This window comes from Krasilnikovia sp. M28-CT-15, from assembly GCF_047159595.1.
GTDB lineage: Bacteria > Actinomycetota > Actinomycetes > Mycobacteriales > Micromonosporaceae > Actinoplanes.
In genome coordinates this window covers 3,380,985-3,404,269 of sequence record NZ_BAAGAK010000001.1, presented here as the reverse complement: position 1 = coordinate 3,404,269, position 23,285 = coordinate 3,380,985, and the positions used below count along the sequence as shown (strand labels likewise).

General features: G+C 70.6%; 20 protein-coding genes. 9 read left to right on the top strand and 11 right to left on the bottom strand.

The window, feature by feature from the left end:
• The first annotated feature begins 29 nt into the window (after positions 1–29).
• Positions 30–785: a YqjF family protein gene (locus ACMCNO_RS15820; protein WP_412750199.1), complete on the top strand. Its 756-nt coding sequence runs from the start codon at positions 30–32 to the stop codon at positions 783–785.
• An 11-nt stretch (positions 786–796) separates the two neighbouring features.
• On the opposite strand, the gene ACMCNO_RS15815 is transcribed toward ACMCNO_RS15820, so the two are convergent.
• The 3 genes from ACMCNO_RS15815 to ACMCNO_RS15805 all read right to left on the bottom strand — a co-directional run bounded on the left by ACMCNO_RS15815 (position 797) and on the right by ACMCNO_RS15805 (position 4,475).
• Positions 797–3,082 (bottom strand): putative bifunctional diguanylate cyclase/phosphodiesterase, encoded by a 2,286-nt coding sequence (locus tag ACMCNO_RS15815; protein ID WP_412750198.1) that lies wholly within the window; start codon positions 3,080–3,082, stop codon positions 797–799.
• 28 nt (positions 3,083–3,110) lie between these two features.
• Complete coding sequence (locus ACMCNO_RS15810) at positions 3,111–3,776, bottom strand: hypothetical protein (RefSeq protein WP_412750197.1); 666 nt, start codon at positions 3,774–3,776, stop codon at positions 3,111–3,113.
• A 93-nt stretch (positions 3,777–3,869) separates the two neighbouring features.
• Positions 3,870–4,475, bottom strand: a complete 606-nt coding sequence (locus ACMCNO_RS15805; RefSeq protein WP_412750196.1) for an HD domain-containing protein — start codon at positions 4,473–4,475, stop codon at positions 3,870–3,872.
• Between the two features lie 198 nt (positions 4,476–4,673).
• Here ACMCNO_RS15805 and ACMCNO_RS15800 point away from each other — a divergent pair, with 198 nt between their 5' ends.
• Positions 4,674–6,278, top strand: a complete 1,605-nt coding sequence (locus ACMCNO_RS15800; RefSeq protein ID WP_412750195.1) for a methyl-accepting chemotaxis protein — start codon at positions 4,674–4,676, stop codon at positions 6,276–6,278.
• 15 nt (positions 6,279–6,293) lie between these two features.
• Positions 6,294–7,346, top strand: coding sequence for a BMP family lipoprotein (locus tag ACMCNO_RS15795; protein ID WP_412750194.1), 1,053 nt, complete (start codon positions 6,294–6,296; stop codon positions 7,344–7,346).
• A gap of 32 nt (positions 7,347–7,378) precedes the next feature.
• Here ACMCNO_RS15795 and ACMCNO_RS15790 read toward each other — a convergent pair whose 3' ends face one another.
• The gene (locus ACMCNO_RS15790) at positions 7,379–7,567 is read right to left on the bottom strand and encodes a hypothetical protein (protein WP_412750193.1); all 189 of its coding nucleotides are present in this window, start codon (positions 7,565–7,567) and stop codon (positions 7,379–7,381) included.
• A 109-nt stretch (positions 7,568–7,676) separates the two neighbouring features.
• On the opposite strand from ACMCNO_RS15790, the gene ACMCNO_RS15785 reads away from it, so the two are divergent.
• Positions 7,677–7,886, top strand: a complete 210-nt coding sequence (locus ACMCNO_RS15785) for a helix-turn-helix transcriptional regulator (RefSeq protein WP_412750192.1) — start codon at positions 7,677–7,679, stop codon at positions 7,884–7,886.
• Positions 7,887–8,124: 238 nt separating this feature from the next.
• The gene (locus ACMCNO_RS15780; RefSeq protein WP_412750191.1) at positions 8,125–9,012 is read left to right on the top strand and encodes a TylF/MycF/NovP-related O-methyltransferase; all 888 of its coding nucleotides are present in this window, start codon (positions 8,125–8,127) and stop codon (positions 9,010–9,012) included.
• A gap of 18 nt (positions 9,013–9,030) precedes the next feature.
• On the opposite strand, the gene ACMCNO_RS15775 is transcribed toward ACMCNO_RS15780, so the two are convergent.
• The 3 genes from ACMCNO_RS15775 to ACMCNO_RS15765 form a co-directional block, all read right to left on the bottom strand.
• The gene (locus ACMCNO_RS15775) at positions 9,031–9,645 is read right to left on the bottom strand and encodes a dihydrofolate reductase family protein (RefSeq protein WP_412750190.1); all 615 of its coding nucleotides are present in this window, start codon (positions 9,643–9,645) and stop codon (positions 9,031–9,033) included.
• Positions 9,646–9,712: 67 nt separating this feature from the next.
• Positions 9,713–10,120 carry a nitroreductase family deazaflavin-dependent oxidoreductase gene (locus tag ACMCNO_RS15770; protein WP_412750189.1) on the bottom strand — a complete coding sequence of 136 codons (408 nt, stop codon included), beginning with the start codon at positions 10,118–10,120 and terminating at the stop codon, positions 9,713–9,715.
• A gap of 95 nt (positions 10,121–10,215) precedes the next feature.
• A complete protein-coding gene (locus ACMCNO_RS15765) occupies positions 10,216–10,638 on the bottom strand; it encodes an MmcQ/YjbR family DNA-binding protein (RefSeq protein ID WP_412750188.1) in 423 nt (140 codons plus the stop codon).
• A 181-nt stretch (positions 10,639–10,819) separates the two neighbouring features.
• On the opposite strand from ACMCNO_RS15765, the gene ACMCNO_RS15760 reads away from it, so the two are divergent.
• Positions 10,820–11,797 (top strand): Acg family FMN-binding oxidoreductase, encoded by a 978-nt coding sequence (locus tag ACMCNO_RS15760; protein ID WP_412750187.1) that lies wholly within the window; start codon positions 10,820–10,822, stop codon positions 11,795–11,797.
• Positions 11,798–11,856: 59 nt separating this feature from the next.
• Here the strand turns inward: ACMCNO_RS15760 and ACMCNO_RS15755 are convergent, their stop codons facing one another.
• Positions 11,857–12,456, bottom strand: a complete 600-nt coding sequence (locus ACMCNO_RS15755) for an NADPH-dependent FMN reductase (RefSeq protein WP_412750186.1) — start codon at positions 12,454–12,456, stop codon at positions 11,857–11,859.
• Positions 12,457–12,569: 113 nt separating this feature from the next.
• Here ACMCNO_RS15755 and ACMCNO_RS15750 point away from each other — a divergent pair, with 113 nt between their 5' ends.
• Together ACMCNO_RS15750 and ACMCNO_RS15745 are read left to right on the top strand one after the other, a co-directional pair.
• Positions 12,570–13,409 carry a helix-turn-helix transcriptional regulator gene (locus tag ACMCNO_RS15750; protein WP_412750185.1) on the top strand — a complete coding sequence of 280 codons (840 nt, stop codon included), beginning with the start codon at positions 12,570–12,572 and terminating at the stop codon, positions 13,407–13,409.
• Between the two features lie 746 nt (positions 13,410–14,155).
• Positions 14,156–14,524 carry a hypothetical protein gene (locus ACMCNO_RS15745; protein ID WP_412750184.1) on the top strand — a complete coding sequence of 123 codons (369 nt, stop codon included), beginning with the start codon at positions 14,156–14,158 and terminating at the stop codon, positions 14,522–14,524.
• A gap of 777 nt (positions 14,525–15,301) precedes the next feature.
• Here ACMCNO_RS15745 and ACMCNO_RS15740 read toward each other — a convergent pair.
• The 3 genes from ACMCNO_RS15740 to metH form a co-directional block, all read right to left on the bottom strand.
• Positions 15,302–16,657 carry an ABC transporter substrate-binding protein gene (locus tag ACMCNO_RS15740; RefSeq protein ID WP_412750183.1) on the bottom strand — a complete coding sequence of 452 codons (1,356 nt, stop codon included), beginning with the start codon at positions 16,655–16,657 and terminating at the stop codon, positions 15,302–15,304.
• Between the two features lie 94 nt (positions 16,658–16,751).
• Positions 16,752–18,335, bottom strand: coding sequence for a methyl-accepting chemotaxis protein (locus ACMCNO_RS15735; protein ID WP_412750182.1), 1,584 nt, complete (start codon positions 18,333–18,335; stop codon positions 16,752–16,754).
• A 364-nt stretch (positions 18,336–18,699) separates the two neighbouring features.
• Entirely contained in the window at positions 18,700–22,218 is a 3,519-nt protein-coding gene (metH, locus tag ACMCNO_RS15730; RefSeq protein WP_412750181.1) for a methionine synthase, read from the bottom strand.
• Between the two features lie 159 nt (positions 22,219–22,377).
• Here metH and ACMCNO_RS15725 point away from each other — a divergent pair, with 159 nt between their 5' ends.
• On the top strand, positions 22,378–23,247 hold the full coding sequence (locus ACMCNO_RS15725) for a PAC2 family protein (RefSeq protein WP_412750180.1): 870 nt from the start codon (positions 22,378–22,380) through the stop codon (positions 23,245–23,247).
• The last annotated feature ends 38 nt before the right edge of the window (positions 23,248–23,285 follow it).

The window sequence follows — 23,285 nt, the reverse complement described above, 5'->3', positions numbered from 1 at the left end:
AGGCCCCGACGGCACGGCATGATGGGGCCGTGCTCGTCGAGGATGTGACCCCGCTGACCGTACGGCCGGTGCGGCGCCCGCTGCTGAGCCAGCGCTGGCACGACCTCACGTTCCTGCACTGGGCGGTGCCGCCGTCGGCGGTGGCACCGCTACTGCCCGCGGGCACCGTGCCCGACACCCTCGACGGGCAAACCTACGTCGGGCTGATCGGCTTCCGGATGGTCGGGGTGGGTCCGCTGCGCGGCCCCGGGGTGCCGTACCTGGGCACGTTCTGTGAGACGAACGTGCGGTTGTACAGCGTCGACCGGCACGGGCGGCGGGCGGTGGTGTTCCGGTCGCTGGAGGCGGCCCGGCTGCTGCCGGTGCTGGTCGCGCGGGCGCTGCTGCGGCTGCCGTACATGTGGTCGCGGATGCGGCTGACCCGCGACGGTGACCTCCTGCACTACACCAGCCGTCGCCGGTGGCCGGGGCCGCGGACGGCGGTCAACGCCATGACGATCCGGGTCGGCGCGCCGATCGCCACGCCGACGCCGCTGGAGCACTTCCTGACCGCGCGGTGGGGACTGCACACCCGCGCCTGGGGCCGGACCCTGCACCTGCCCAACGAACACCCTGCCTGGCCGCTGCACCGCGCCGAACTGCTCACCCTGGACGACACCCTGGTGCAGGCCGCCGGGCTGCCCGCCGCCTCTGCGCCACCGGTCAGCGTGCTGTACTCCCCCGGCCTTCCGGTCGTGTTCGGCCCGCCGGACGTGCCGGAAGCACGACAACCCTCACGGGTCTGACCTACGGCGGATCAGTGGACGTCGAGCAGGGCCACCGAGGGCATGTCCCCGGCCAGCAGCCGGGCGATGACATCGGCCTCGGCGGGGCGGGCGAAGTAGAAGCCCTGCCCGAGGTCGCAGCCGAGTTCCCGCAGCGTCGTCCACTGGGCACTCGTCTCGACACCCTCGGCGACCGTCTGCAGCCGCAGCGCCCGGCCGATGCCGATGACCGCCTCGGTGAGGGTGGCGGCGTCCGCGTCCTCCTGGTCGCCCTGGACGAACGACCGGTCGATCTTCAGGATGTCGACCGGGAAACGCTTCAGGTAGCCCAGCGACGAGTACCCGCTGCCGAAGTCGTCGACCGCCACCCGTACCCCGAGGCGGCGCAGCCCGTGCAGCGCCTCCAGCACGACCTCGGAGTCCTTCAGCAGGGTCGTCTCGGTGATCTCCAGGACGAGGCAGGACGGTTCGATGCCGGACCGCGACACCGCCCCGGCGACCTCCTCGACCAGCTTCGGGTTCTGGAACTGCCGCGCCGACAGGTTGACACTCATGTGCAGGTGCCGCGCCGAGGGCAGCTCCCGGCGCCACTGGGCGAGCTGGTTGCAGGCCTGCTGCAACACCCACCGGCCGAGCGGCACGATCAGACCCGACTCCTCGGCGTACGGGATGAACGTGTCCGGTCCCAGCACCCCGTCGGTCGGGTGCCGCCAGCGCACCAGCGCCTCGACGCCGGTGGGGCGGCCGCTGGGCATGTCCACGATGGGCTGGTACAGGACGAAGAACTGCTCCTCGGCGACGGCGCGTTCCAGCTCGGCGCGCACCCGGGCCTCGCGCAGCACGTCGGCGTACATGGCCGGGTCGAAGACCGCGTACCGGTCCCGGCCGTTGCGCTTGGAGGCGTACATGGCCAGGTCCGCGTCGCGCAGCAGTTCCTCGGTGTCGGCGGTGCCGTCGCTCGGGGCCGCGGTCGCGATGCCGATGCTCATCGTGCAGACGACGTCGCGGGCGGCCAGGTGCACCGGCTCCCGGACGATGGCCAGGACGCGCTCGGCCAGGGCCACCGCCTCCCTCTCGTCGACGCCCTCGACCAGCAGCGCGAACTCGTCGCCGCCGAGGCGGGCGAGCGTGTCGGCGGGCCGTACCTGTGCGGTGAGCCGCTCGGCCACCGTGATGAGCAGCTCGTCGCCCGCGCTGTGCCCCAGGGTGTCGTTGACCATCTTGAAGTTGTCGAGGTCGATCAGCAGCAGGGTGACGTGCTCGCCGCCGCGCCGGGCCCGGGCCACGGCGTGCTCGAGGCGGTCGCGGAACAGGGCCCGGTTCGCCAGCCCGGTCAGCGAGTCGCGGAACGCCTGGCGGGTCAGTTCCTCCTCCAGCGAGCGGCGGGCGCCGATGTCGCGGACGCTGAGCACCAGCGCACCGAGGTCCGCGTCCTGGACGCGGTTGGTGCCGATGATGTCGGCGTACAGCCAGGCGTCGTCCGCGCAGCGCAGACGCGCCTCGATGCGGCTGGTGTGCCCGACCGGCGTGGCGGCCAGCGCGTTGAGCCATTCCCGCGCCCGCGCCAGGTCGTCGGGGTGCGCGAGGGCGCCGAGGTTGCCGTCGGCCTGCCACGGCTGGTCGGGGCCGAACAGGGACCGCGCGGACGGGCTGACGTAGCGCAGCCGCCCGGCGGGGTCGATCGCGAGGACCGCGTCGGAGGAGTTCTCCAGCAGCAGCTCGATGCGCCGTTCCGCGGCGCGGCGGCGGTCGTCGAGCCGGCTGCGGCTACCCGCGGTCAGCGCGCACAGGCCCACGACGCAGGCCAGCATCGCGGACATCCCGGCGATGAAGGAGACGTCGACGCCGGACTGCATCGGCACCAGGGCGAAGAACCCGGCCAGGGCGAGCACGCCCACGCCGATCACCCACCGCGGCGGGTACAGCGCGGCGGCCGCCGTGACGACCAGCATGACGGCCGGGACGTACCGCATCCGGCCGGTGTCGTCGACGACCTCGAACAGGTAGATGATCGCCAGCTCGGCCAGGAACCAGATGAGCAGCGCCTCGCGCGCGTGCGGCAGGCGGACGATCCGGGCCCACGGCAGCCGGGTCGCGGCCGCCTGCACGAGGGTCGCCACCCCCATCGGTACGGCCCACCACCGCATGCCGGACTCCCACGCCACCGCCATGCGCATGGCGGCCAGCAGCGAGATCCCGACGGCGACCCAGGCACAGATCCGGACCTGGCGCGCCCAGAACTCGACGTCGTAGTCGTCCGCGAGCGGCTTGAGCTTCACCCAGGGGTAATCGGGTGCGGCGCAGCCCGGCTGAGTCATCGGGCCGACCTGGGGCCGGACGGCCCGATCAGAACATTCTCGGCAGCAGCAGGGACAACCCGACACCGAGCGCCGGGACGGACACCGCAAGCGCCGCCCGGGCCAAGCTCCGGAACCGGCGCGCCGGACCCGAGACCCGCAGCACGGCCGCACCGGCCTGGCCGGGCTCCATCACGTACTCGTAGCCCTGCGGGTCGTAGGCCCGCACCCGGGGCGGGTCCGGCCGCTGCTGGACGCTGAGGCCCGCGCGCCGCCACATCCCCTGGTACACCGCCATCAGCTCCGGATACGACACCGGCAGGTTGCGCAGGTCCAGACTGCGCTGGCGGCGCAGCTGCCCCTCGGGGCCACGGATCCGCCCGCCGCCGCCGGCCGCCGCGGTGACCGGCACCCCGGAGCCGACCAGCGCCCACGCGAGCCGCCGCGCCACCCCCTGCTCTGCCGGGTCCGCGGGCAGCAGGCGCAGCACCGCGCGCACCAGGTGGGCGTTGGCCACCGCGAACACGCACAGCACCGCGATCCGGGCCAGGGGCAGCAGCGTGCCCGTGCCGTCCAGCCACCGATCGGCGGGCGCCAGCACCAGGCCCGTGGGGAAGACCAGCGGGGCGGCCACCTCGCTGCCGGCCGCCGCCAGTCCCGCGACGGCCGCCACGTACGCGGCGGTCGCGGCGCGAAACGCCAGACCGGGACGCATACGGCCAGTCTGCGAGCCGAACGCGGGCGGCGCGCCGCTTCGGCGCAACGCGCCGGCCTGGGCGGACCGACATTCGGGCTCCCCCGCTCGGGCTCAGACGGGCACCGCCACGCCGTCCCGGGCGAGCCGGCCCGGCACGGCGGGGGGTGCGGCAGCGAGTCGCCGTTCGACCCGCTCGGCGAGGGCGCGCAGGTGCGGCCAGCGCACGTGGTCCACCCGGGCGTTCCAGGAGTGGGCGCCGTGGCGGCACAGCATCTCCACGCGCCGGTCCACCAGGGTGACCCGGTCGCCGTCCGGCCCGACGGTCTGGTCGGCGTACGTCAGCGCGTCCGCCACCAGGCCCCCCTCGTCGGCGAACGCCGCGAGCGCGCCGCCGAGCCCCCGCGCCGCCGCCACGAACACCGCACCCGAGTGGTACGCGACCAGGCCGGTCACGCGCGGCGGCCAGCGCCGGGCGGCCAGGTAGCCGGCCCCGTCCAGCGGGTGGAAGCCGGTGACGACCGCCGGCGGGGCGTACCCGATGTCGTGCAGCCAGGCCGCCGCGACCAGCAGGTCCGCGTCGACGCCGAGCGGCCCGGCCAGCTCCGCGGCCCGGCGGGCCACCCCGCGGCTGTGCCGCCACCGCGCACCCATGCCCCCCAGCAGCGCGTACGCGGTCTGCTGGGCGGCGTCGGTGAGCGTCGTCAGGGCCAGGCTCATGCCTCGGAATGGTGCGAAACGACGGTGAACGGCAGCCCACGCGCGGATGACCACCGGTTGAATCCGGCCCGTCGAGCGGCCTGCGCAACGGTTCGCCCGCTCGGCCCGGACCGTCGCGAGCTGCGGACTTGCCCTCAATTCGTCAGCTCGCCGCCGAGGCCGCCGATGCATTCAGCGTTTGGAAGGACGGGGAAAAGCATGCGCAGAGTCAGGATCGGAACGCGGCTGGGTGCCGCGTTCGTCGCCGTGCTCGCCCTGCTGGGCGTCGTGGCAGCGGTCGCGTTCACCGCGATCGGCAACCAGAAGGCCACCGCCGCCGAGGTGCGCGCCCTGCAGGTGCTCACGAGCGAGGCGAAGGAGATCCGCTTCTACGCGGCCAGCCTCAACGGCTGGCAGAGCGCGTACGTGGCGGACATCCACCGGCTCGGCGCAGCCCGGGCGTTCGGCGGCGACTCCGTCAACTACCGCGCCTGGCAGCGCGAACGCGACCGCTTCCAGGCGTACCTGAAGGCGGTGCACACGGCCGACATGAACGGCGCCGAGCAGGCCCTGTTCGCCAAGGTGCAGAAGGAGGCCACGACCTACTTCGGGGTCAACGAGCAGGTGGTGGCGGCGTACAAGCCGGGCACTCCCGCGGCCGTGGCCAAGGGTGACCAGCTCGCCCAGTACGACAGCTGGAACTCGTACTACCGGATCATGACGAGCACCCAGCGGCTGGTGGAGTCCGTCGACCAGCGCAGCGAGCACGCCGTGGCCGAATCCGCCGCGGCGGCCGACACCGCACAGCGGATCATCCTGGTCGGCAGCGCGCTGGCCCTGCTGCTGGGCTGCCTGCTGGCCCTGGTCGTGACGCGCAGCATCACCCGGCCGGTGGTCGCGGCCCGCGACGCGCTGCGCCGGGTCGCCGACGGCGAGCTGAAGGTGGAGCTGGCGGGCGGCGGCACCGACGAGCCCGCCGAGATGGCCGCCGCGCTCGGCGACGCGCTCGGCTCGATCCACCGGGTGGTCGTCGACGTGGCCGAGCAGGCGGAGGTCCTGGACCGGACCTCGGCCGCGCTGGACGAGGTCGCGCAGACCTTCGCCGCCAACATCGCCGAGACCTCCACCCAGGCCCGGATCGTGGCCGACGCGTCCCAGGAGGTCAGCGCGAACGTGAACTCGGTCGCCATGGGCGCCGAGGAGATGGGTTCGGCGATCGCCGACATCGCCGAGAGCGCCTCGCAGGCGGCCGCGGTCGCCTCCGAGGCGGTGACCGCCGCCGGGGTCGCGAACAGCACGGTGGCCAGCCTCGGCACCTCGTCGGCGCGGATCGGCGACGTGCTCCAGCTGATCACCGCGATCGCGGAACAGACCAACCTGCTGGCCCTGAACGCGACCATCGAGGCAGCCCGCGCGGGCGAGCTCGGCAAGGGCTTCGCGGTCGTGGCGGGCGAGGTCAAGGAGCTGGCCCAGGAGACCTCCAAGGCCACCGAGGACATCGGCCGGCTGGTGCAGGAGATCCAGAGCGACAGCGCCGCGGCCGCGTCCGCGATCTCCGGCATCGGGGAGATCATCAGCCGGATCAGCGGCTACCAGACCACGATCGCCAGCGCGGTCGAGGAGCAGACCGCGACCACCACCGAGATGAACCGGGGTGTCGCCGAGGCTGCCGGGGGCAGCACGCAGATCGCGGACAACATCGCCGCGGTCGCCGCGGCCGCGAGCGCGGCCAGCGACGACGTGGCGCGGTCCCGGGCCGCCGCCGCGGAGCTGACCCGCATGTCGCGGCAGCTGCGCGAGGCCGTCGGACAGTTCCGGTACTGAGAGGGCGACGAGGACATGCGTACGAAAATGCTGGTGGCCACGGCCACCGCGGCGGCTCTGACCCTCGCGGCGTGTGCCCACGCGCCGGTGGCACCGGCCGGCTCGGCGAACGCCGAGCTCGCCGGGCTCGGCGCCGAACACGTCAAGGTCGGCATGGCCTTCGACGTCGGCGGCCGCGGCGACAAGAGCTTCAACGACATGGCGGCGGCGGGCCTGGATCGGGCCAAGAAGGAGCTCGAGATCGAGGTGACCGAGACGGCGCCCGCCAAGGGCGACGACGACGTCCGCCTCGCCACCCTCAACAAACTGGTCGAATCCGGGAACAACCCGGTGTTCGCGGTCGGCTTCCAGTACGTCAACGCGCTGAAGAAGGCCGCCACCGCCCACCCCGAAACGACGTTCGCCATCGTCGACGACGACTCGATCACCGCCAACAACGTGGTGTCGCTGGTCTTCGCCGAGGAGCAGGGGTCCTATCTGGTCGGCGCCGCGGCCGCCCTGAAGTCCCGCTCCGGGACCGTGGGCTTCATCGGCGGCGTCCAGATCCCGCTGCTGCAGAAGTTCGAGGCCGGCTTCACGGCCGGCGCCAAACACGTGGACCCGAAGATCAAGGTGAAGGTGAAGTACCTGAGCGCCCCGCCGGACTTCAGCGGGTTCGGCGCGCCGGACAAGGCGAAGCAGATCGCCACCGACATGCTGGACGACGAGGCGGACGTGATCTACGCGGCTGCCGGTGGCTCCGGCGCGGGCGCGCTGCAGGCGGTGGCCGCGACCGAGGGCGCCGCGTTCATCGGCGTCGACTCCGACCAATACACCAGCGCCGACGCGGCCGTGCAGCCCGCGGTGCTGACCTCGATGCTCAAGCGGGTCGACAACGCGGTGTTCCAGGAGATCCAGGCGTTCGTGAAGGGCGACCACGCGGGCGGGGTGCGCCGTTTCGACCTCAAGACCGACGGCGTCGGGTACGCGGCGTCGAACCAGGCCGAGATCGCCGGGCTGCAGCCGGAACTGGACGCCCTGCGCCAGCAACTGTATGACGGTCGGATCGTGGCGCCGACCAAGCCCTGATCCTCGTGGCCCGTCGCCGGGCCGTCAGAACACTAGCCAGGTAGAAACCACCAGCCGTCGGCCACAGGCCGGCGGCTGGTGCCGTCGTGGGGCAGCGCCTCGGTCAGGATCGAGCGCCCGGCGCGGGCGGCGGGGCGCCCGGGCGCCCGCCCGTCGAACTCGGCGACGATCTCGACCTGCGGATCGTCGGCGGGACCTCGCAGCCAGAGCTTGATACGCATGCCCGCACCCATCTACTAGGCAATAGACTATTTCGTACGACCATAGCGTATGCACTGATCGTCCGCTAAGTTCGCACCCGACGCCTATGCAGTTGCCTAGCCTGCGATCATGGGTAAGAAGCTGAACCTCATGGGTGCACATGAGATTCGGGTGCGCCTCGGCGGGATCAGCCGCCAGCGGGCCTACCAGCTCACCAGCCGCCGGGATTTCCCCGCACCGGTGGCGGAGCTGGCGATGGGAAACGTCTGGCTCGCCGAGGACGTCGAAGCCTGGATCAAGGAACGACGACGGCCGGTGACCAGCGACGACGAGGAGTAGCACGGGCGACCGGTTCATCCCCCGCATCGGTCCACGGTGGGCCGTGGCCACCCAGCCGCGCCGCCGAAGTCCGCGCTGCCCGCAATGGCTCCCTCAGCACGGCCGGTGCCCGGCGAATCGGCCTGCGTCGAAGTGGCCGCTTCCCGCCGCATTAGCACAATGCCGCAAGGCGTCGCGGCCAAAAGAAACGCCCGTGAGACAAGTTCACATCGCAAATGTTTGTGGTACTGTGCCCGCCGTGACCTTGCGGAAATCGATCAATCGAATGCTGCGAACGGTCACCGGCTATGAACTGCGCCCGGCGGTTTCCCCACGCAATGGAGTCGCGGGCCAGAACGTGCCGGTGCCCGCGCGAAGCAAGCCGCCGGTGGCCAAGCCCGCGCCGAAGCCGGAGCCCAAGCCGGTGCCCAAGTCCAAGCCGCAGCTCGAACTCCCCCACGACTTCGACGAGGCCACCAAGGACCTCATCCGTGCGGTCAAGCCGCGCACGATGACGTCACCGGAGAAACTCAACGCACTCGTCAACTCCGTGCGTTACATCGTCCGCCACCAGATCCCCGGCGACATCGTCGAATGCGGCGTATGGCGCGGCGGAAGCATGATGGCAATCGCAAGAACCCTCATCGAAACCGGCGACACGGACCGCCATCTGCACCTCTACGACACATTCGAGGGAATGAGCGAGCCGACCGAACACGACCGGCGTTTCGACGGCAAGCCCGCCGCGGAGATGCTGTCGACGTCCAGCCGCACCTCGGGTGTCTGGGCCTGCGCGTCGCTGGAGGACGTGCAGGAGGGGATGCGGGAATCGGCGTACCCGGCCGACCGGATCCACTACTACAAGGGCAAGGTGGAGGACACCATCCCGGGGCACATCCCCGACCGGATCAGCATCCTGCGACTCGACACCGACTGGTACGAGTCGACCAGGCACGAGCTGAAGCACCTCTGGCCCCGCCTCGTCCCCGGCGGCGTACTCCTGCTCGACGACTACGGCTGGTGGGAGGGTGCCCGCCAGGCCGTGGACGAATGGCTGGAGGAGACCCAGCTGCCCCTGCTGCTGATGCGCATGGACGAGGGCAGGGTGGCCGTCAAACCACCCGCGACCTGGAACCACGATCTCTGAGCCGGGGCGGCCGGCCGTTCAGTCCGCCGCGCCCGTCGCATACGTCGGGCGCCCCGTGGGCCGGTAGACCTGGATGGTCACCCCGCCCGGGGTGGCCCGTGAGTCGATCAGCTGAAGCGCGGCGTCCGGGCCGGTGTCGGGGAACAACCGAGTGCCCTGGCCGACGACCACCGGATAGACGAGCAGGATCATCTCGTCGACCAGCTCGTTGCCGAGCAGCCAACGGACCAGGTTGCCGCTGCCGTGCACCTGCAGTTCACCCGCCGGTCCGGCCTTCAGCTCGCCGATGGCCGCCGCGAGGTCACCACAGAGGACGGTCGTGTCCGCCCATTGCGGGTCGCCGAGAGTGGACGAGGCCACGTACTTGGGCCGCGTGTTCAACGCCGAGGCGATGGGGTTGGCGGGATCTGCCAACACTGCCCAGTAACCGGCGAAGATCTCGTAGGTTCGCCGGCCGAACAGGAATGCGTCGGCGCGCTGGTAGACCTGGCTGACGAACGCCGCGGCCTCGCCGTCGAACAGTGGCAGCGCCCATCCCCCGCGCTCGAACCCGCCCCGGCGGTCCTCATCCGCTCCGCCGAGTCCCTGCATCACGCCGTCGACCGAGACGTTCGTGACGGTCGTCAGTTTCATGGTCGTAGTCCCCTTCGTCGTCCGTTCATGCACCGGCGAGCTGGTCGCGGAATGGTGCGGACGTGGTCTACGGCGCAGATTCCAGGACGACGACCGGGATCTGACGGGTCGTCTTCTGCTCGTAGTCGGCGAAGCCGGGATAGGTGGCCTTCTGCGCGCTCCAGATGCGTTCCCGCTCATCGCCATCGGCGACCCTGGCGACCAGATCGACCTTGACCGCACCGATCTCCGCTTGGACCTGGGGATGGGCGAGCAGGTTGAAGTACCAGTCGGGATTGGTGGGGGCACCGGCCTTGGACGCGAACACGGCATAGCCGCCGTCCACCTTCTGGTACATCATCGGGTTCACGCGGGGCCGGCCGGTCTTGGCGCCCACCGTGTGCAACAGCAGCAGCGGCGCGCCGGCGAACTGACCGCCCACCTGCCCACCGTTGGCGCGGAATTCCTCGACGATCTTGTCGTTCCAGTCGCTCATGACGTCTCCTGGCCCGTGCACCGGATTCTCACGGCAATTCTGGCAAACCCGACCGCGTCCTGACGTGCCGGGTGGCAGCGCCGGCGGCCGGGCGGTCAGCCGAAACGGCTCCCGAGCCACGCTGCGCGCCGCCGCGGCGACGCGCGCGACAACCAGGCGTCCTGAATCACCTCGGCCAGTTCGGCCCGGGTGAGCTCGGCGAGCCGGCTCGCCCGTACGAGCACCGACGGGTGTCCGTCGAAATGGGCGGTGGTGAAGAACGGTGTCGCCCCGTCCTGGACGAGGGCCTGCTTGTCGGCGTCGGACTCGACCCAGAAGACGATCACGTCGGCGTACCGTTCCCTGGTTACGGGGTCGGCCGCGTCGGGCCGGGGGTTGCGGAAGAACACGAACGACTTTCCGCCCACCTGGTACACGGGGTTGCCGGCGGTGCCGTAGGTGACCGTGACGTACGGCATCGCGAGGGCCGCCGCGTGCACGTCCTCGACCCTGGCGGGTGATTCCGCCTCCTTCGACACGCGACCAGCGTAGACCGGAGGCCGAAGCCGCGCCCGCAGTGCGTCGGGAGCCGCCTCCCGCCCTGGAAATCCGGGCCATGCCCGCGCACGGACACGGGGCGACGCGGGCCGAACGACCCTATGTTGCGGGGATTCCACGGATGACTCTGGGCGTCTGCGGCATCACAAGGAGGTTGCGAGCATGACAGCGACGACGCGCATCGATTTCGACCTCGCCGAGTTTCTCGTCGGCGCCGCGACCCGCGCACCGTCGGTGCACAACACCCAGCCGTGGCGTTTCGTTCACCGCCCGGACGGCGACGTCGAGCTGTGGGCCGACCCGAGACGGGGCTTGCCGACGGTCGATCCCACCGGGCGCGAGCTGATCATCAGCTGCGGCGCTGCGCTGGCCACACTGATGCTCGGGGTACGGTGGCTCGGCCATCAGCCCTGGGTGCGCCACTGGCCCGATCCCGCCCAGCCGGCCCTGGTGGCCCAGGTGGCCATGGGCCCGGCGTACGAGACCAGCACGCTGGAGCTGGACATGTTCGCCACCGTCCTCGACCGACACACCCATCGCGGCCCGTTCGACGACGTACCCGTCGCCCGCGGTCTGCTGGTCCGCCTGCGGCGGCTCGTCAGCCGGGCGGGCTGCCGCGCGGTCGTGCTCGACGACGACCACACGCTGCGCCAGGTGGCCCAGCTAACTGCCCGGGCGCAGCGGGCGCAGGAGCGCCAGCCGACCATGCTGGCCGAGCTGAATCGCTGGCTGCGCCCGCCGGGCAGCGCCGACCGTGACGGCATCACCAAGGTCGCCGAGGGCATCGACACGGGGCCCGGCCGGTTCACGCCCCGCGCCCTGGGGTCGGACGCACCGACCGGAACCGACGTCCCGCCCGGGCATCGCTGGCCGACCACGGTGGTGCTGACCACCGGCCGCGACGATCCGCGGGCCTGGCTGCGCGCCGGTCAGGCGCTGCAACGCATGCTGCTGCATGCCGCCCACTACGGCGTCCATGCCGCCATTTACACGCAGCCGCTCGAAATTCCGGCCGCCCGGGCCCAACTCGGCCACCTGGCCGGTGGCGGACATCCGCAGATGCTGTTCCAGCTCGGCCACACCGAAGGCGGATCCAGCACCGCCCGACGTCCTCCCGCACAGGTGCTCACCGCCGGGTGAACACAAAGCCGGTGCGGGGGCCCGCGCCCGCAGGTGTGATCACAGCGGACGCCCCGCGTTCACGCTCCGCCCGGGTACGGCGCGGCGGCCCGGGCGACGCGCAGGGCGGTGGTCCACCAGGCGAGCTGTTCCAGGAGGGACTTGGCGTAGCCGGCCGCGGCGGCGTCGAGAGGTGCGCCGTCCTGCCAGGCGGTGAAGTAGTTCGGGAAGGCCAGTCCGTCGCGGATGGTCACCGCGTGCAGTTCAGTCAGCACGTTCTCCAGATGAAGGACCGCATGCCGGCCGCCGGCCGCGCCACCGTAGCTGACGAAGGCGACCGGCTTGGCGGTCCACTGGGTGAAGTGCCAGTCGATGAGTGCCTTCAGCGAGGCGGGATAGCTGTGGTTGTACTCCGGCGTGACGATGAGGAAGGCGTCCGCGGCGGCGAGCTTCGCGGTGAGTTCCTTCATTCCTGCGGGCCGGGGGTAGTCGTCACCGGCGAACTTCGGTGGCGCAGCAGGCAGGGACAACGGAATATCGGCGTCGGCCAGGTCGACGACGTCGACCTCGAAACCGCCGTGCTCCCGGGCACGGCCCGCCACCCAGGCCGCGACCACCGGCCCGAACCTGCCGTCGCGGACGCTACCGACGATGACCACGAGTTTGCTCTTGTCACTCATGCCGTCAACGGTCCGTCGTGATCGACTCGTCAGCCAGACCGGGTGCAGGCTGGCCCCCACAGGGCCACCCTGCAAGCCTACGGTCCGGCCGGCCGGACCGTAGGCTTCGGACCATGGGTACGCCGTTGGGGGACTTCATCCGGGCCAAGCGCGACAACACCCGACCTGAGGATCTGGGGCTCCCGGCGCACGAACGACGACGCGCTCCGGGGCTTCGGCGAACAGAGCTGGCCGCGCGAGCCCGGATCAGCGTCGAGTACCTCACAAGGATCGAGCAGGGCCGCGACCGCAACCCGTCCGACCCCGTCGTCAACGCGCTCGCCGACGCGCTCAGCCTCGACGCCGCCGAACGCGCCCATCTGCGTTACCTATCCAAGATCAGCGGCGGTGCGTGTGCCGGACACGTACGGCCGGCACCGCCCGACCGGACCGTTCGGCCGGCCACCCGCCAGATACTCGAACTCCTTGAGCCTGGCGTCGCCTTCGTCACCAACCGGCTCGGCGATGTGCTCGCCCATACCGACAGTTTCGCCCTGGTCATGAGCGACACCGGGCTGCTCGACGCCGAGCAGCCGAATGTCACCAGATACGTCTTCACGCACCCACGGGCCGGGGCCACCTTCATCGACTGGCATCAGGTTGCCGACGAACAGGTCTTCAGTCTGTGGCTCGGACCCTCCACCGAGAGCTTCGAATGGTTCACGGCCGACTTCGCACCCGTCGCCGGGGCCGAGTTCACCCGACGGCTGCACAGGCATCTCCCCCCGCCCCGGGTGCCGCTGACGATGAACCACCCCCGCGCCGATCGGCTGCGGTGGAATCGGGAGACGCTGGAACTCCCCGCCCCGGATGCTCAGCAGCTGGTCATCTGGCTACCTGCCGACGAAGCGACGGCTGCTGCAGTCGACCAGCTGCGCCACCGTCCGCAACGCACGGCCCTCCGCGCGGTCTGACCTGTCCACTCTCGAGTGGGGCCTGTCCGATCACCGTTAGAAAGCCTCTCTGTCGAACTTGCGGGACTGAAGTCCGCATGCGACACGCACCCGAGACAGTGATCGTCGCCGGGCCGCTCTGGACGGCACAGAGCAACGCCTACTCCCAGCCGCAGACCTGGCCGCGGTGGCGACCGCCATCCGCACACACCTTCCAGGCTGACCACGATCAAACCGGATTCCCTCGATCACCCAGGTTCGCCGGCCGGATGTGTCACCCCTCCCGAGACTGATCTGTCACGGAGGTCCTGAGACGCGACGCTGGCCGTCGCCTGTCCCTCGCCGGATGACGTGCGACAGCAAAAGGGGCGAATCGGGGCATGTGCGCCCGCCGGCCTCACCGCGCAGTCCGGGCGGACGGCATTCCTCCGTTCGGACGTGCGGTTGGCTGGCTCGGGGGACGCCAAGGATCCGATCAACGCCTAGCGTCTGACCGGTGCGCGGACTTCGGACCTGGCAGAGGGACAATGGTGCCTGGTGATCCCGGCTCTGAGCTGAGCGAGGACCCGCTCACCGACGCTGACGATCTCGGGCGGGCGACCCAGCCACCGCCACTCGAGTCGGACGTGAGCCGGTCGGTGACCCCGACGCGGCGGGGCTGGTTGGTGCCGGTCGCTGTGGCGGCGGCCGCGATCCTGGCCACGGGGGCGCTGGGGTCCGCCACTCACCGGACACCACCACCAGATCCCGCGTCGGGACCGGTACCGGTGATGGTGCCAGCGGGGCGGGCCGAGCTGATCGTCCGGGACGCCGATCTCGTCGAGGCGAGCGGCCCGGTCGAAGATGCGGAGCTGTGCGCGCCGGCCCCGGTCCTGGCTCCGCTCGGCGGCGACACCTGCCCGGATGGCATCCCGGTTCCGGGCGTCAAACCGACGAACGCCGCGACGCTGCGCAGGCGGTGGCATCCGCTCGGGCTGTCCGATATCCAGCAAATGCCGTACTCGCCCACGTCGGCCGGTACGCTCGGGGATTCCGATCTGCCGGACACCCCGCCGTGCCCGGCGCCGGCCGGTGACTGGCGGGACGGCGAGGACCACCTGATCCTCGACCCGTGGATCCGCCCAGCCGGCCCGTAGCCTTCGCGGATGCGGCGGATCATGGACTACGGCGTCTCCGGCTCACACAGACAGGCGCCGCAGATCCGTACGCCGTATCGCGGTCGGCAGCTGCGTGCCCCGGAAAAGCCAGCCGCGAAGCCGAGCAAACGCCACCACGTACCCGCAACGTCCGACGAAACGTGAGTGCTCCAGATCGGCGATCGCGCGATGATCACTCAATGACTGTGTTCGCCTGCCTGCGGTGCGGTGCCGTGCTGACAGAAGATCTGGAAGCAATACCCCTCGCGGAACTCGACGAACCGGTGGCACCATGCGACCTGGAGCCCGGTGAGGAATGTCCGGCATGGCTGCCACCAGGGAGATTTGCGGTCGATCCCGATCCTTTCGGCCCTCCCCACGTGCCCAGTTCCACGGACGAGAGGATCCACGTCTCCGCAGGGCCCCGGAACACGGTACTGATCCACCCGGACGATCTGGTTGTCCGTCGTCTGCATCCTGACCTCAGCCGGCGGAATGGCTGCTGCGGCCTGGACGGCTGCGACGGCCCCAATCTTGTGTGTGACTGCGGCAACGAGATTGCGACCGAATCGTCGGATTGCTGGACCTCGCGCGTCGTGCGCCTGGAACCGCTCGCCGTTGTGAGGACCGCGTAGCCCTCAGGTGTGGTGACGTCATCCGTGACGGCGCCCTGCCATCTCGGCGATCGTCATCCCTGCCCCCGAGAAGGCGTACCCGCCGGGTTCGGAATGCACGTAACGCGGGGCATCTGCCCCGCGTTACGCCATCCCTGGATCGTTAGTTGGACTTGGGCCAGGATGCCTCGATGCTGTCGAGGGTCTCCTTCGTGCTCGCGCCCTTGATCCAGGCGGTCATGCCGGTCCAGAACGTACCCGCGCCCACGCTGCCGGGCATCTGGTCGGAGCCGTCGAACCGGGCCACGGTCTTGTCGTCGCGCAGGATCTCCACTGACAACTTGTCCACCGGACTGGTGAAGAGCTTCATGTCGACGAGCTTGTTCGCCGTCACCCATCCGCCCAGCGCGGCCCGGTTGGTGGCGTACTCGCCGCTGGCCATGAACGCCTGCACGGCCTGTACCTCCGGCCGGTCGGAGAACCCGGCCACGAACTCGCCCGCAACCAGCACCGGCTTGCCCTTGGCGGGGTCGATCGACGGGAAATAGAAGGCGAACACGTCGCCGTCCTCGGCCACCTTGGTGCCACGCGGCCACTGGCCTGCGTAGAACGACGCCTGGCGGTGCATGGCGCACTTGCCCGAAATGATGGGCAGGCCGCCAACCTGGAACGACTTGGTCGCGATGCTCTCGACACCGCCGAAACCACCGTTGACGTACTCGGGGTTCTTCAGGATGGAGCCGACCTTGTCGGTGACCGCGACGATCTGCGGGTCGTTGAACGGGATCTGGTGGTTGACCCACTTGTCGTACGTCTCGGGTCCGGCCAACCGCAGCGCGACGTCTTCCATCCAGTCCGTCGCGGGCCAGCCGGTGGCGTCGCCGGACTCCATGCCCGCGCACCACGGCTTCCCGCCGTCCGCAACGATCTTGTCGCTGAGCGCGACCATCTCGTCCCAGCTCTGCGGCACCTTGTAGCCCTTGGCGGCGAAGGTCTTCGGCGAGTACCACACGAGCGACTTGACGCTCGCGCCCAGCGGCGCCGCGTAGAACTTGCCGTCCACCGAGCCGTAGTTCAGCCAGTCCTGGGACCAGCCCTTGTCGGCGTTGGCCTTGGTCGCGGCCGAGGCGGGCTTGACTTTGCCCTGGGCGATGAAGTCCTTCATGAGCCCCGGCTGGGGGAAGATCGCCAGGTCGGGGGACTGGCCGTCGGCAACCCGCTTGCGGATGTCGGTCTCGAAGGTCGGACTGCCCTCGTACCGTACGTCGATTCCGGTGCAGTCACCGAAGTGGCGCAACGCCTGCTGGATCTGGTTGGCCTCGAAGGCGCCGATCGAGCCGTACACATGCACCTTGGTGCCCGCGTGGCCGAGATACTGCTGGTATGGGGCGCACTGCTTCGCGTCGGTCAGGGCATCGCCACCCATCATGGCCGTGCTGCCGCATGCGGCCGCGGCCAGGCACAACGCCACCGCGACGCCCGCTGCCGCAACCCGGCGGCGCCTGAACGAGCCTGTCATCTTCATCCCCTGCGTGTAGTGGTGTGTCAACGGGTTACCGCGCCGGATGGCCGGTGCCGGGCGCGCGGCGGCCCGGTCGGCGAGGTACGACGACTCAGATCCGGAACCGGTGTACGGCCTCGCGCAGCTCCGCCGCGGTCTGCGCCAGATCACCGGCGGCCGCCTTCGTGCTCACCGCGTCCTGGGCGGCGGTGTCCACCGAGGCCGACAGCACCTCGATGGTGGTGGCGATCTCCTGCGAGCCGCTCGCCGCCTCGGACACGTTGCGGTTCATCTCGTTGGTCGTAGCCGTCTGCTCCTCGACCGCCGAGGCGATGGTGAGCTGGAAGTTGTTGATCTGCGTGATGATCTCGCTGATCTGCCCGATCGCCTCGACCGCGCCGCCGGTGTCGGACTGGATGGTCCGGACCCGCCGGGTGATGTCGTCGGTGGCCCGGGCGGTTTCCTGGGCCAGCTCCTTCACCTCGCCCGCCACCACCGCGAAACCCTTGCCGCTCTCGCCCGCGCGGGCCGCCTCGATCGTGGCGTTGAGCGCCAGCAGGTTGGTCTGCTCGGCGATCGCGGTGATCACCTCGACCACGTCACTGATCTCGGTGGACGACTTTCCGAGCTTCGTGACGATCTCGGTGGTGCTGGCGGCGACGTCGACCGCGGCGGACGCGACCCGGGCGGCCTCGTTCGCGCTGTGCGAGATCGACTCGATCGAGGAGCCCATCTCCACGCCGGCCGCGGACAGCATCTGCACGTTGCCGGAGACCATCCCGGCCGCCTCGGTGACCGAACGCGCCTGCCGCGCGGTGTCGGTGGTCGACTCGCCGAGCCGGGTGCCCGAGTTGTGCACCTGGCCGGACGCCTCGCTCACCGTGTCGGCAGCCGCGTACAGCGCCTCCACGGTTTCGCGCATCGCCTGCCGGGCCCGTTCGTACCCGGCCGCCATCCGGCCGATCTCGTCGTTCGAGTCGACCTTCGCGGGACTGGTCAGGTCGCCCGCGGCCATGGCGGCCAGGGCATGCTCGACCTGGCGTACCGGCCGCAGCATGGCGTTGGCCAGGTACACCGCGGCCGCCCCGGCGAGCGCGAGCCCGCCGATCAGCAGGCCGAGGATCATCTGGAGGGCCTGCGACTTCGCGTGCTGGATGGCGCGACCACCAGCCACCACCGCGTTGGTCTGGTAGGTCGCCAGATCGTCCAGGTTGCGCTTCGCCATGACCAGAGCGGCGCCCTGGGTGTAGCGGCTGTTCTGGAACGTGTCGGCGTCGTGCTTCCGGCTGGCCGGTAGCATCGTCTCGTCGCGCAGGCGACGGTACGTCGCGATCAGCCCCTCGGTGGCGGCGAGTGTGCCCCGGTGCGCGGTGTCGCCCTCCCGGTACGCAGCCCACGCCTTGTCGTACGCCGCGTCGCTGGCCTTGATCTCATCCTCGGCCCGCTTGCGGGAGACCTCATCCGTGAGCGCCACGTGCTCCAGGAGGGTCGCGTCCTCCTGCAGCAGCTCGGTGCGCGCCTCGTTGATGCGCAGCGCCTGCTGGGTCCGCTCGTCAGTGATGGTCCGCGCGGTGGACGCCACCGAGTTCAGCTGGACGACCGCGCCGGCGCCGACCGCAGCCGTCGCCACCCCCGCCAGGGCTGTCACCAGCAAGAGCTTCGTGCGGATACCACGGTTTCGCCACCAACGACGCACGGCCGCCTCCTCGCAGACCTGTTCCAACGCCTGTTCAGATCGGTGGCGCGGGCGCTGCGCTAAAGAACGCCGACGTTGAGGTACGGGTGCCGTCCGGGAGCCGACGGCCGATGCCCCGGCCGAGGCTCGGCGCCCCGGAAGAAGCGCCCTGACACCACGGAAGCCCTGGCGGGACCATCGGGTCCTGACCGGGGCTTCCGGTGTGTGGAGCGGGTGACGGGAATCAAACCCGCATCGTCAGCTTGGAAACCGCGCCAGGCCGTCGAACGGGCGTTCGAGGATGACCTCGAAACCGACGACGGCCCGGAGACGGCCTGATCATGCTAGAGGCGAACGTTTCCGCAGGTCAGAGCGGGTGTCCGGCTTACTTGGCGTTGAAGTAGTTCGCCTCCGGGTGGTGAACGATGATGGCGTCCGTCGACTGCTCCGGCTCGAGCTGGAATTCCTCAGACAACGTCACCCCGATGCGCCCCGCGTCGAGCAGGTCCACGACCTTCGCCCGGTCCTCTAGGTCCGGACAGGCGGGGTAGCCGAACGCGTACCGGCAGCCCCGGTAGTCGTTCTTGAGAATGCCCGCGAGGTCGCTCGGGTCGGTGGCGCCGACGGGCCCACCGCCGGGCAGGATCAGTTCGCTGCGCACCCGGCGGTGCCAGTACTCGGCCAGGGCCTCCGTCAGCTGCACCGAGAGGCCGTGCACCTCCAGGTAGTCCCGGTATTCGTTGCGGGCGAACATCTTCGCGGTGTATTCGCTGACCGGCTGGCCGACCGTCACCAGTTGCAGGCCGACGACGTCGAGGGTTTCGCCGCGGGGACGGAAGAAGTCGGCCAGGCACAGCCGCCGCTCCTGGCGCTGCCGCGGGAACGTGAACCGCGCCCGCTCGCTGACCCCGTTCTCGTCGAGCACCACGAGCGTGTTGCCTTCGGAGTACGCCGGGAAGTACCCGTAGACCACGGCCGCCTCCAGCACGTGGTCGGCGGCGAGCCGGTCCAGCCAGTACCGCAGCCGCGGCCGGCCCTCGGTCTCGACCAGCTCCTCGTACGTCGGTCCGCTGCCACCGCGGGAGCCCTTGAGACCCCACTGGCCGAGGAAGGTGGCCCGCTCGTCCAGCATCGCCGCGTACTCGCCCAGCGGGATGCCCTTGATGACGCGGGTGCCGAAGAACGGCGGCGTGGGCACGTCGACATCGCGCGCGACGTCGGAACGCACGGACGTGTCGTCCAGCGGCGGCAGGTTGTCCGTGACGATCGCGCGCTGCCGGGCCCGCCGTTCGCGCCGCTCCTGCAGCACGGCCTCCCGCTCGGCGTCGACGACGGCGGTGCCGCCCCGCTTGGCGGTCATCACCTTGTCCATCAGGGTCAGGCCCTCGAACGCGTCCCGCGCGTAGTGCACGTCCCCGTCGTACGCCGAGCGCAGGTCGTCCTCCACGTACGAGCGGGTCAACGCGGCGCCGCCGAGCAGCACCGGATACCGGCCGGCGACCCCGCGTTCGGCCATCTCCTGCAGGTTCTCCTTCATCACCACCGTGCTCTTGACCAGCAGGCCGGACATGCCGATGGCGTCGGCCTGGTGCTGCTCCGCGGCGTCGATGATGGCGTTGATCGGCTGCTTGATGCCGATGTTGACGACCTCGTACCCGTTGTTGCTGAGGATGATGTCGACGAGGTTCTTGCCGATGTCGTGCACGTCGCCCTTGACCGTGGCGAGCACGATGCGGCCCTTGCCCGCGTCCTCCTCGTGCTTTTCCATGTGCGGCTCGAGGTACGCGACGGCCGCCTTCATCACCTCGGCGGACTGCAACACGAACGGCAGCTGCATCTGGCCGGAGCCGAACAGCTCACCGACGGTCTTCATGCCGTCGAGCAGGACGTCGTTGACGATGGTCAGCGCGGGCTTCTCGGCCAGCGCGGCCAGCAGGTCGTCCTCGAGACCGTTGCGTTCGCCGTCGATGATGCGCCGCTTGAGCCGCTCGTCCAGCGGCAGGCTGAGCAGTTCCTGGGCGCGTGAGGCGCGAGCGCTGGTGGCGTCCACACCCTCGAACAGCTCCATGAACTTCTGCAGCGGGTCGTAGCCCTCGCTGCGCCGGTCGTAGACCATGTCGAGGGCGACCTGGCGATGCTCGTCGGGGATCTTCGACATCGGCAGGATCTTGCTGGCGTGCACGATCGCGCTGGTCAGTCCAGCTTGGACACACTCGTGCAGGAACACCGAGTTGAGCACCTGCCGGGCGGCCGGGTTGAGGCCGAACGAGATGTTCGAGACGCCGAGCGTGAAGTTCACGCCCGGGTACAGCTCGGTGATCCGCCGGATCGCCTCGATGGTCTCGATGCCGTCGCGGCGGGTCTCCTCCTGGCCGGTGGCGATCGGGAAGGTCAGGCAGTCGATGAGGATGTCGGCGCGGTTCAGCCCCCACGTGCCGGTGAGGTCGTCGATGAGCCGGGCGGCCACCCGTACCTTCCAGTCCGCGGTGCGGGCCTGGCCCTCCTCGTCGATGGTCAGCGCGACCACCGCGGCGCCGTGCTCCTTGACGATCGGCATCATCCGGGCGAAGCGGGAGTTCGGGCCGTCACCGTCCTCGTAGTTGACCGAGTTGACGATGCACCGGCCGCCCAGCATCTCGAGCCCGGCCTCGATGACCGGCGGCTCGGTGGAGTCCAGCATGATCGGCAGCGTCGAGGCGGTGGCGAACCGGCCGGCCAGCTCGCGCATGTCCTGGGTGCCGTCGCGGCCGACGTAGTCCACGCACAGGTCGAGCATGTGGGAGCCGTCGCGGGCCTGGCCGCGGGCGATCTCCACGCACGCCTGCCAGTCACCGGCCAGCATCGGCTCGCGGAACGCCTTGGAGCCGTTCGCGTTGGTCCGCTCGCCGACCATCAGCACCCCGGCGTCCTGCCGGAACGGCACCTCGTGGTAGATCGACGCGGCACCGGCCGCGTGTTCCGGGCTGCGCGCCGCGGCCTGCCGGCCGCGCACGCGCCGCACCACGGCTTCGATGTGGGCCGGGGTGGTGCCGCAACAGCCACCCACGAGGGGTACGCCGTACTCCGTGACGAAGCGGTCGAGGGCCTCGGCCAGCTCGTCCGGGCCCAGCGGGTAGTAGGCGCCGCCGGCCGCGAGGACGGGCAGGCCCGCGTTCGGCATCACCGACAGGGGTACGCGGGCGTGCTGCGACAGGAAGCGCAGGTGCTCGGTCATCTCGGCGGGGCCGGTGGCGCAGTTGAGCCCGATCAGGTCGATGCCCAGCGGCTCCAGCGCGGTCAGCGCGGCGCCGATCTCGCTGCCCAGCAGCATCGTGCCGGTGGTCTCGACCGTGACATGGCAGATCAACGGCACCGTACGGCCGACCTCGGCCATCGCCCGGTGCGCGCCGATCACCGCCGCCTTGGTCTGCAGCAGGTCCTGGCACGTCTCGACGATCAGCGCGTCGGCGCCGCCGAGGACCAGGCCCGCCGCGTTCTCCAGGTACGCGTCGCGCAGCACGGCGTAGCTGGTGTGGCCGAGGGTGGGCAGCTTGGTGCCGGGACCGATGGAGCCCAGCACGTACCGGGGCTGTTCCGGCGTGGCGTACGCGTCCGCAGCCGTACGGGCGATCCGCGCGCCCGCCTCGCTCAGCTCCCGGATCCGGTGCTGGATGTCGTAGTCGCCGAGATTGCCGAGATTGGCCCCGAACGTGTTGGTCTCGACGCAGTCACTTCCCGCCGCGAGGTACGCCTCGTGCACCCCGCGCACCACGTCGGGCCGGGTCACGTTGAGGATCTCGTTGCAGCCCTCTAGGCCCTGAAAGTCCTCGTCAACGCTGAGGTCGGCGGCCTGCAGCATCGTTCCCATGGCCCCGTCGGCGACGAGAACCCGGTCGGTCAGCGCAGCAAGGAAGTCATTCGGCACCTTCCCAGGCTAAGGGTTCGCCGCCGCGCAGCCGAATATCCGCCGTCACGTGGGACGCCGGAGTGTGACGGGGCTCTCCACCAGCGCTCGGTCCGGGGGTGTCACCCCCACGGCGCGGCCGCCGAGCCGGTGTCCCACACGCCACGTAAGGTTGGCGATGTGACTGAGTTCGACGGCCTCCCCGTGCTGCGCTCCCCCGTGGCGATCGCCGCCTTCGAAGGGTGGAACGACGCGGCCGACGCCTCCACCGCCGCGGTGGAACACCTGGAACAGGTCTGGCAGGCCCGCGAGATCACCAGCATCGACCCGGAGGAGTTCTACGACTTCCAGGTCAGCCGCCCGACGATCACCATGGCCGAGGGCGAGACCCGCCGGATCGAGTGGCCCACGACCCGGTTCATGGTGGCCAGCCCGCCCGGGACGGAGCGCGACGTGGTGCTCATCCGTGGCATCGAGCCCAGCATGCGCTGGCGTACGTTCTGCGAGGAGATCCTCGAGGTGTGTCACAGCCTGGAGGTGAACCGGGTCGTGCTGCTCGGCGCCCTGCTGGCGGACGTGCCCTACACCCGGCCGCTGCCGATCAGCGGGACCGCGACGGGCCGGGAGACGGCCGAGAAGTACAAGGTCGCGCCGACCCGCTACGACGGGCCCACCGGCATCGTGGGGGTGCTGCAGGAGGCCTGCGGCAAGGCCGAGCTGGAAGCCCTGTCGTTCTGGGTGCATGTGCCCCACTACGCGAACAACCCGCCGTGTCCGAAGGCGACACAGGCGCTGCTGCACCGCGTCGAGGACGTCCTGGACCTGCCGGTGCCCATGGCCGACCTGGCCGAGGAATCCGGAGAGTGGGAAGCCCGGGTCCGCGCGGCCGCCGAGCAGGACTCCGAGCTGGGCGAGTACGTCCGGGAGCTGGAGGAACGGGTCGGCGACGAGGGCATCCAGCCGCTGACCGGCGACGAGATCGCCAGCGAGTTCGAGAAGTACCTGCGCCGCCGCGGCGGCTCCGCCGGCCCGACCGCCGGTTCCTGGTAGTCCACACCGGACCGTCACGCCGTGCCCGGAATTTCGGC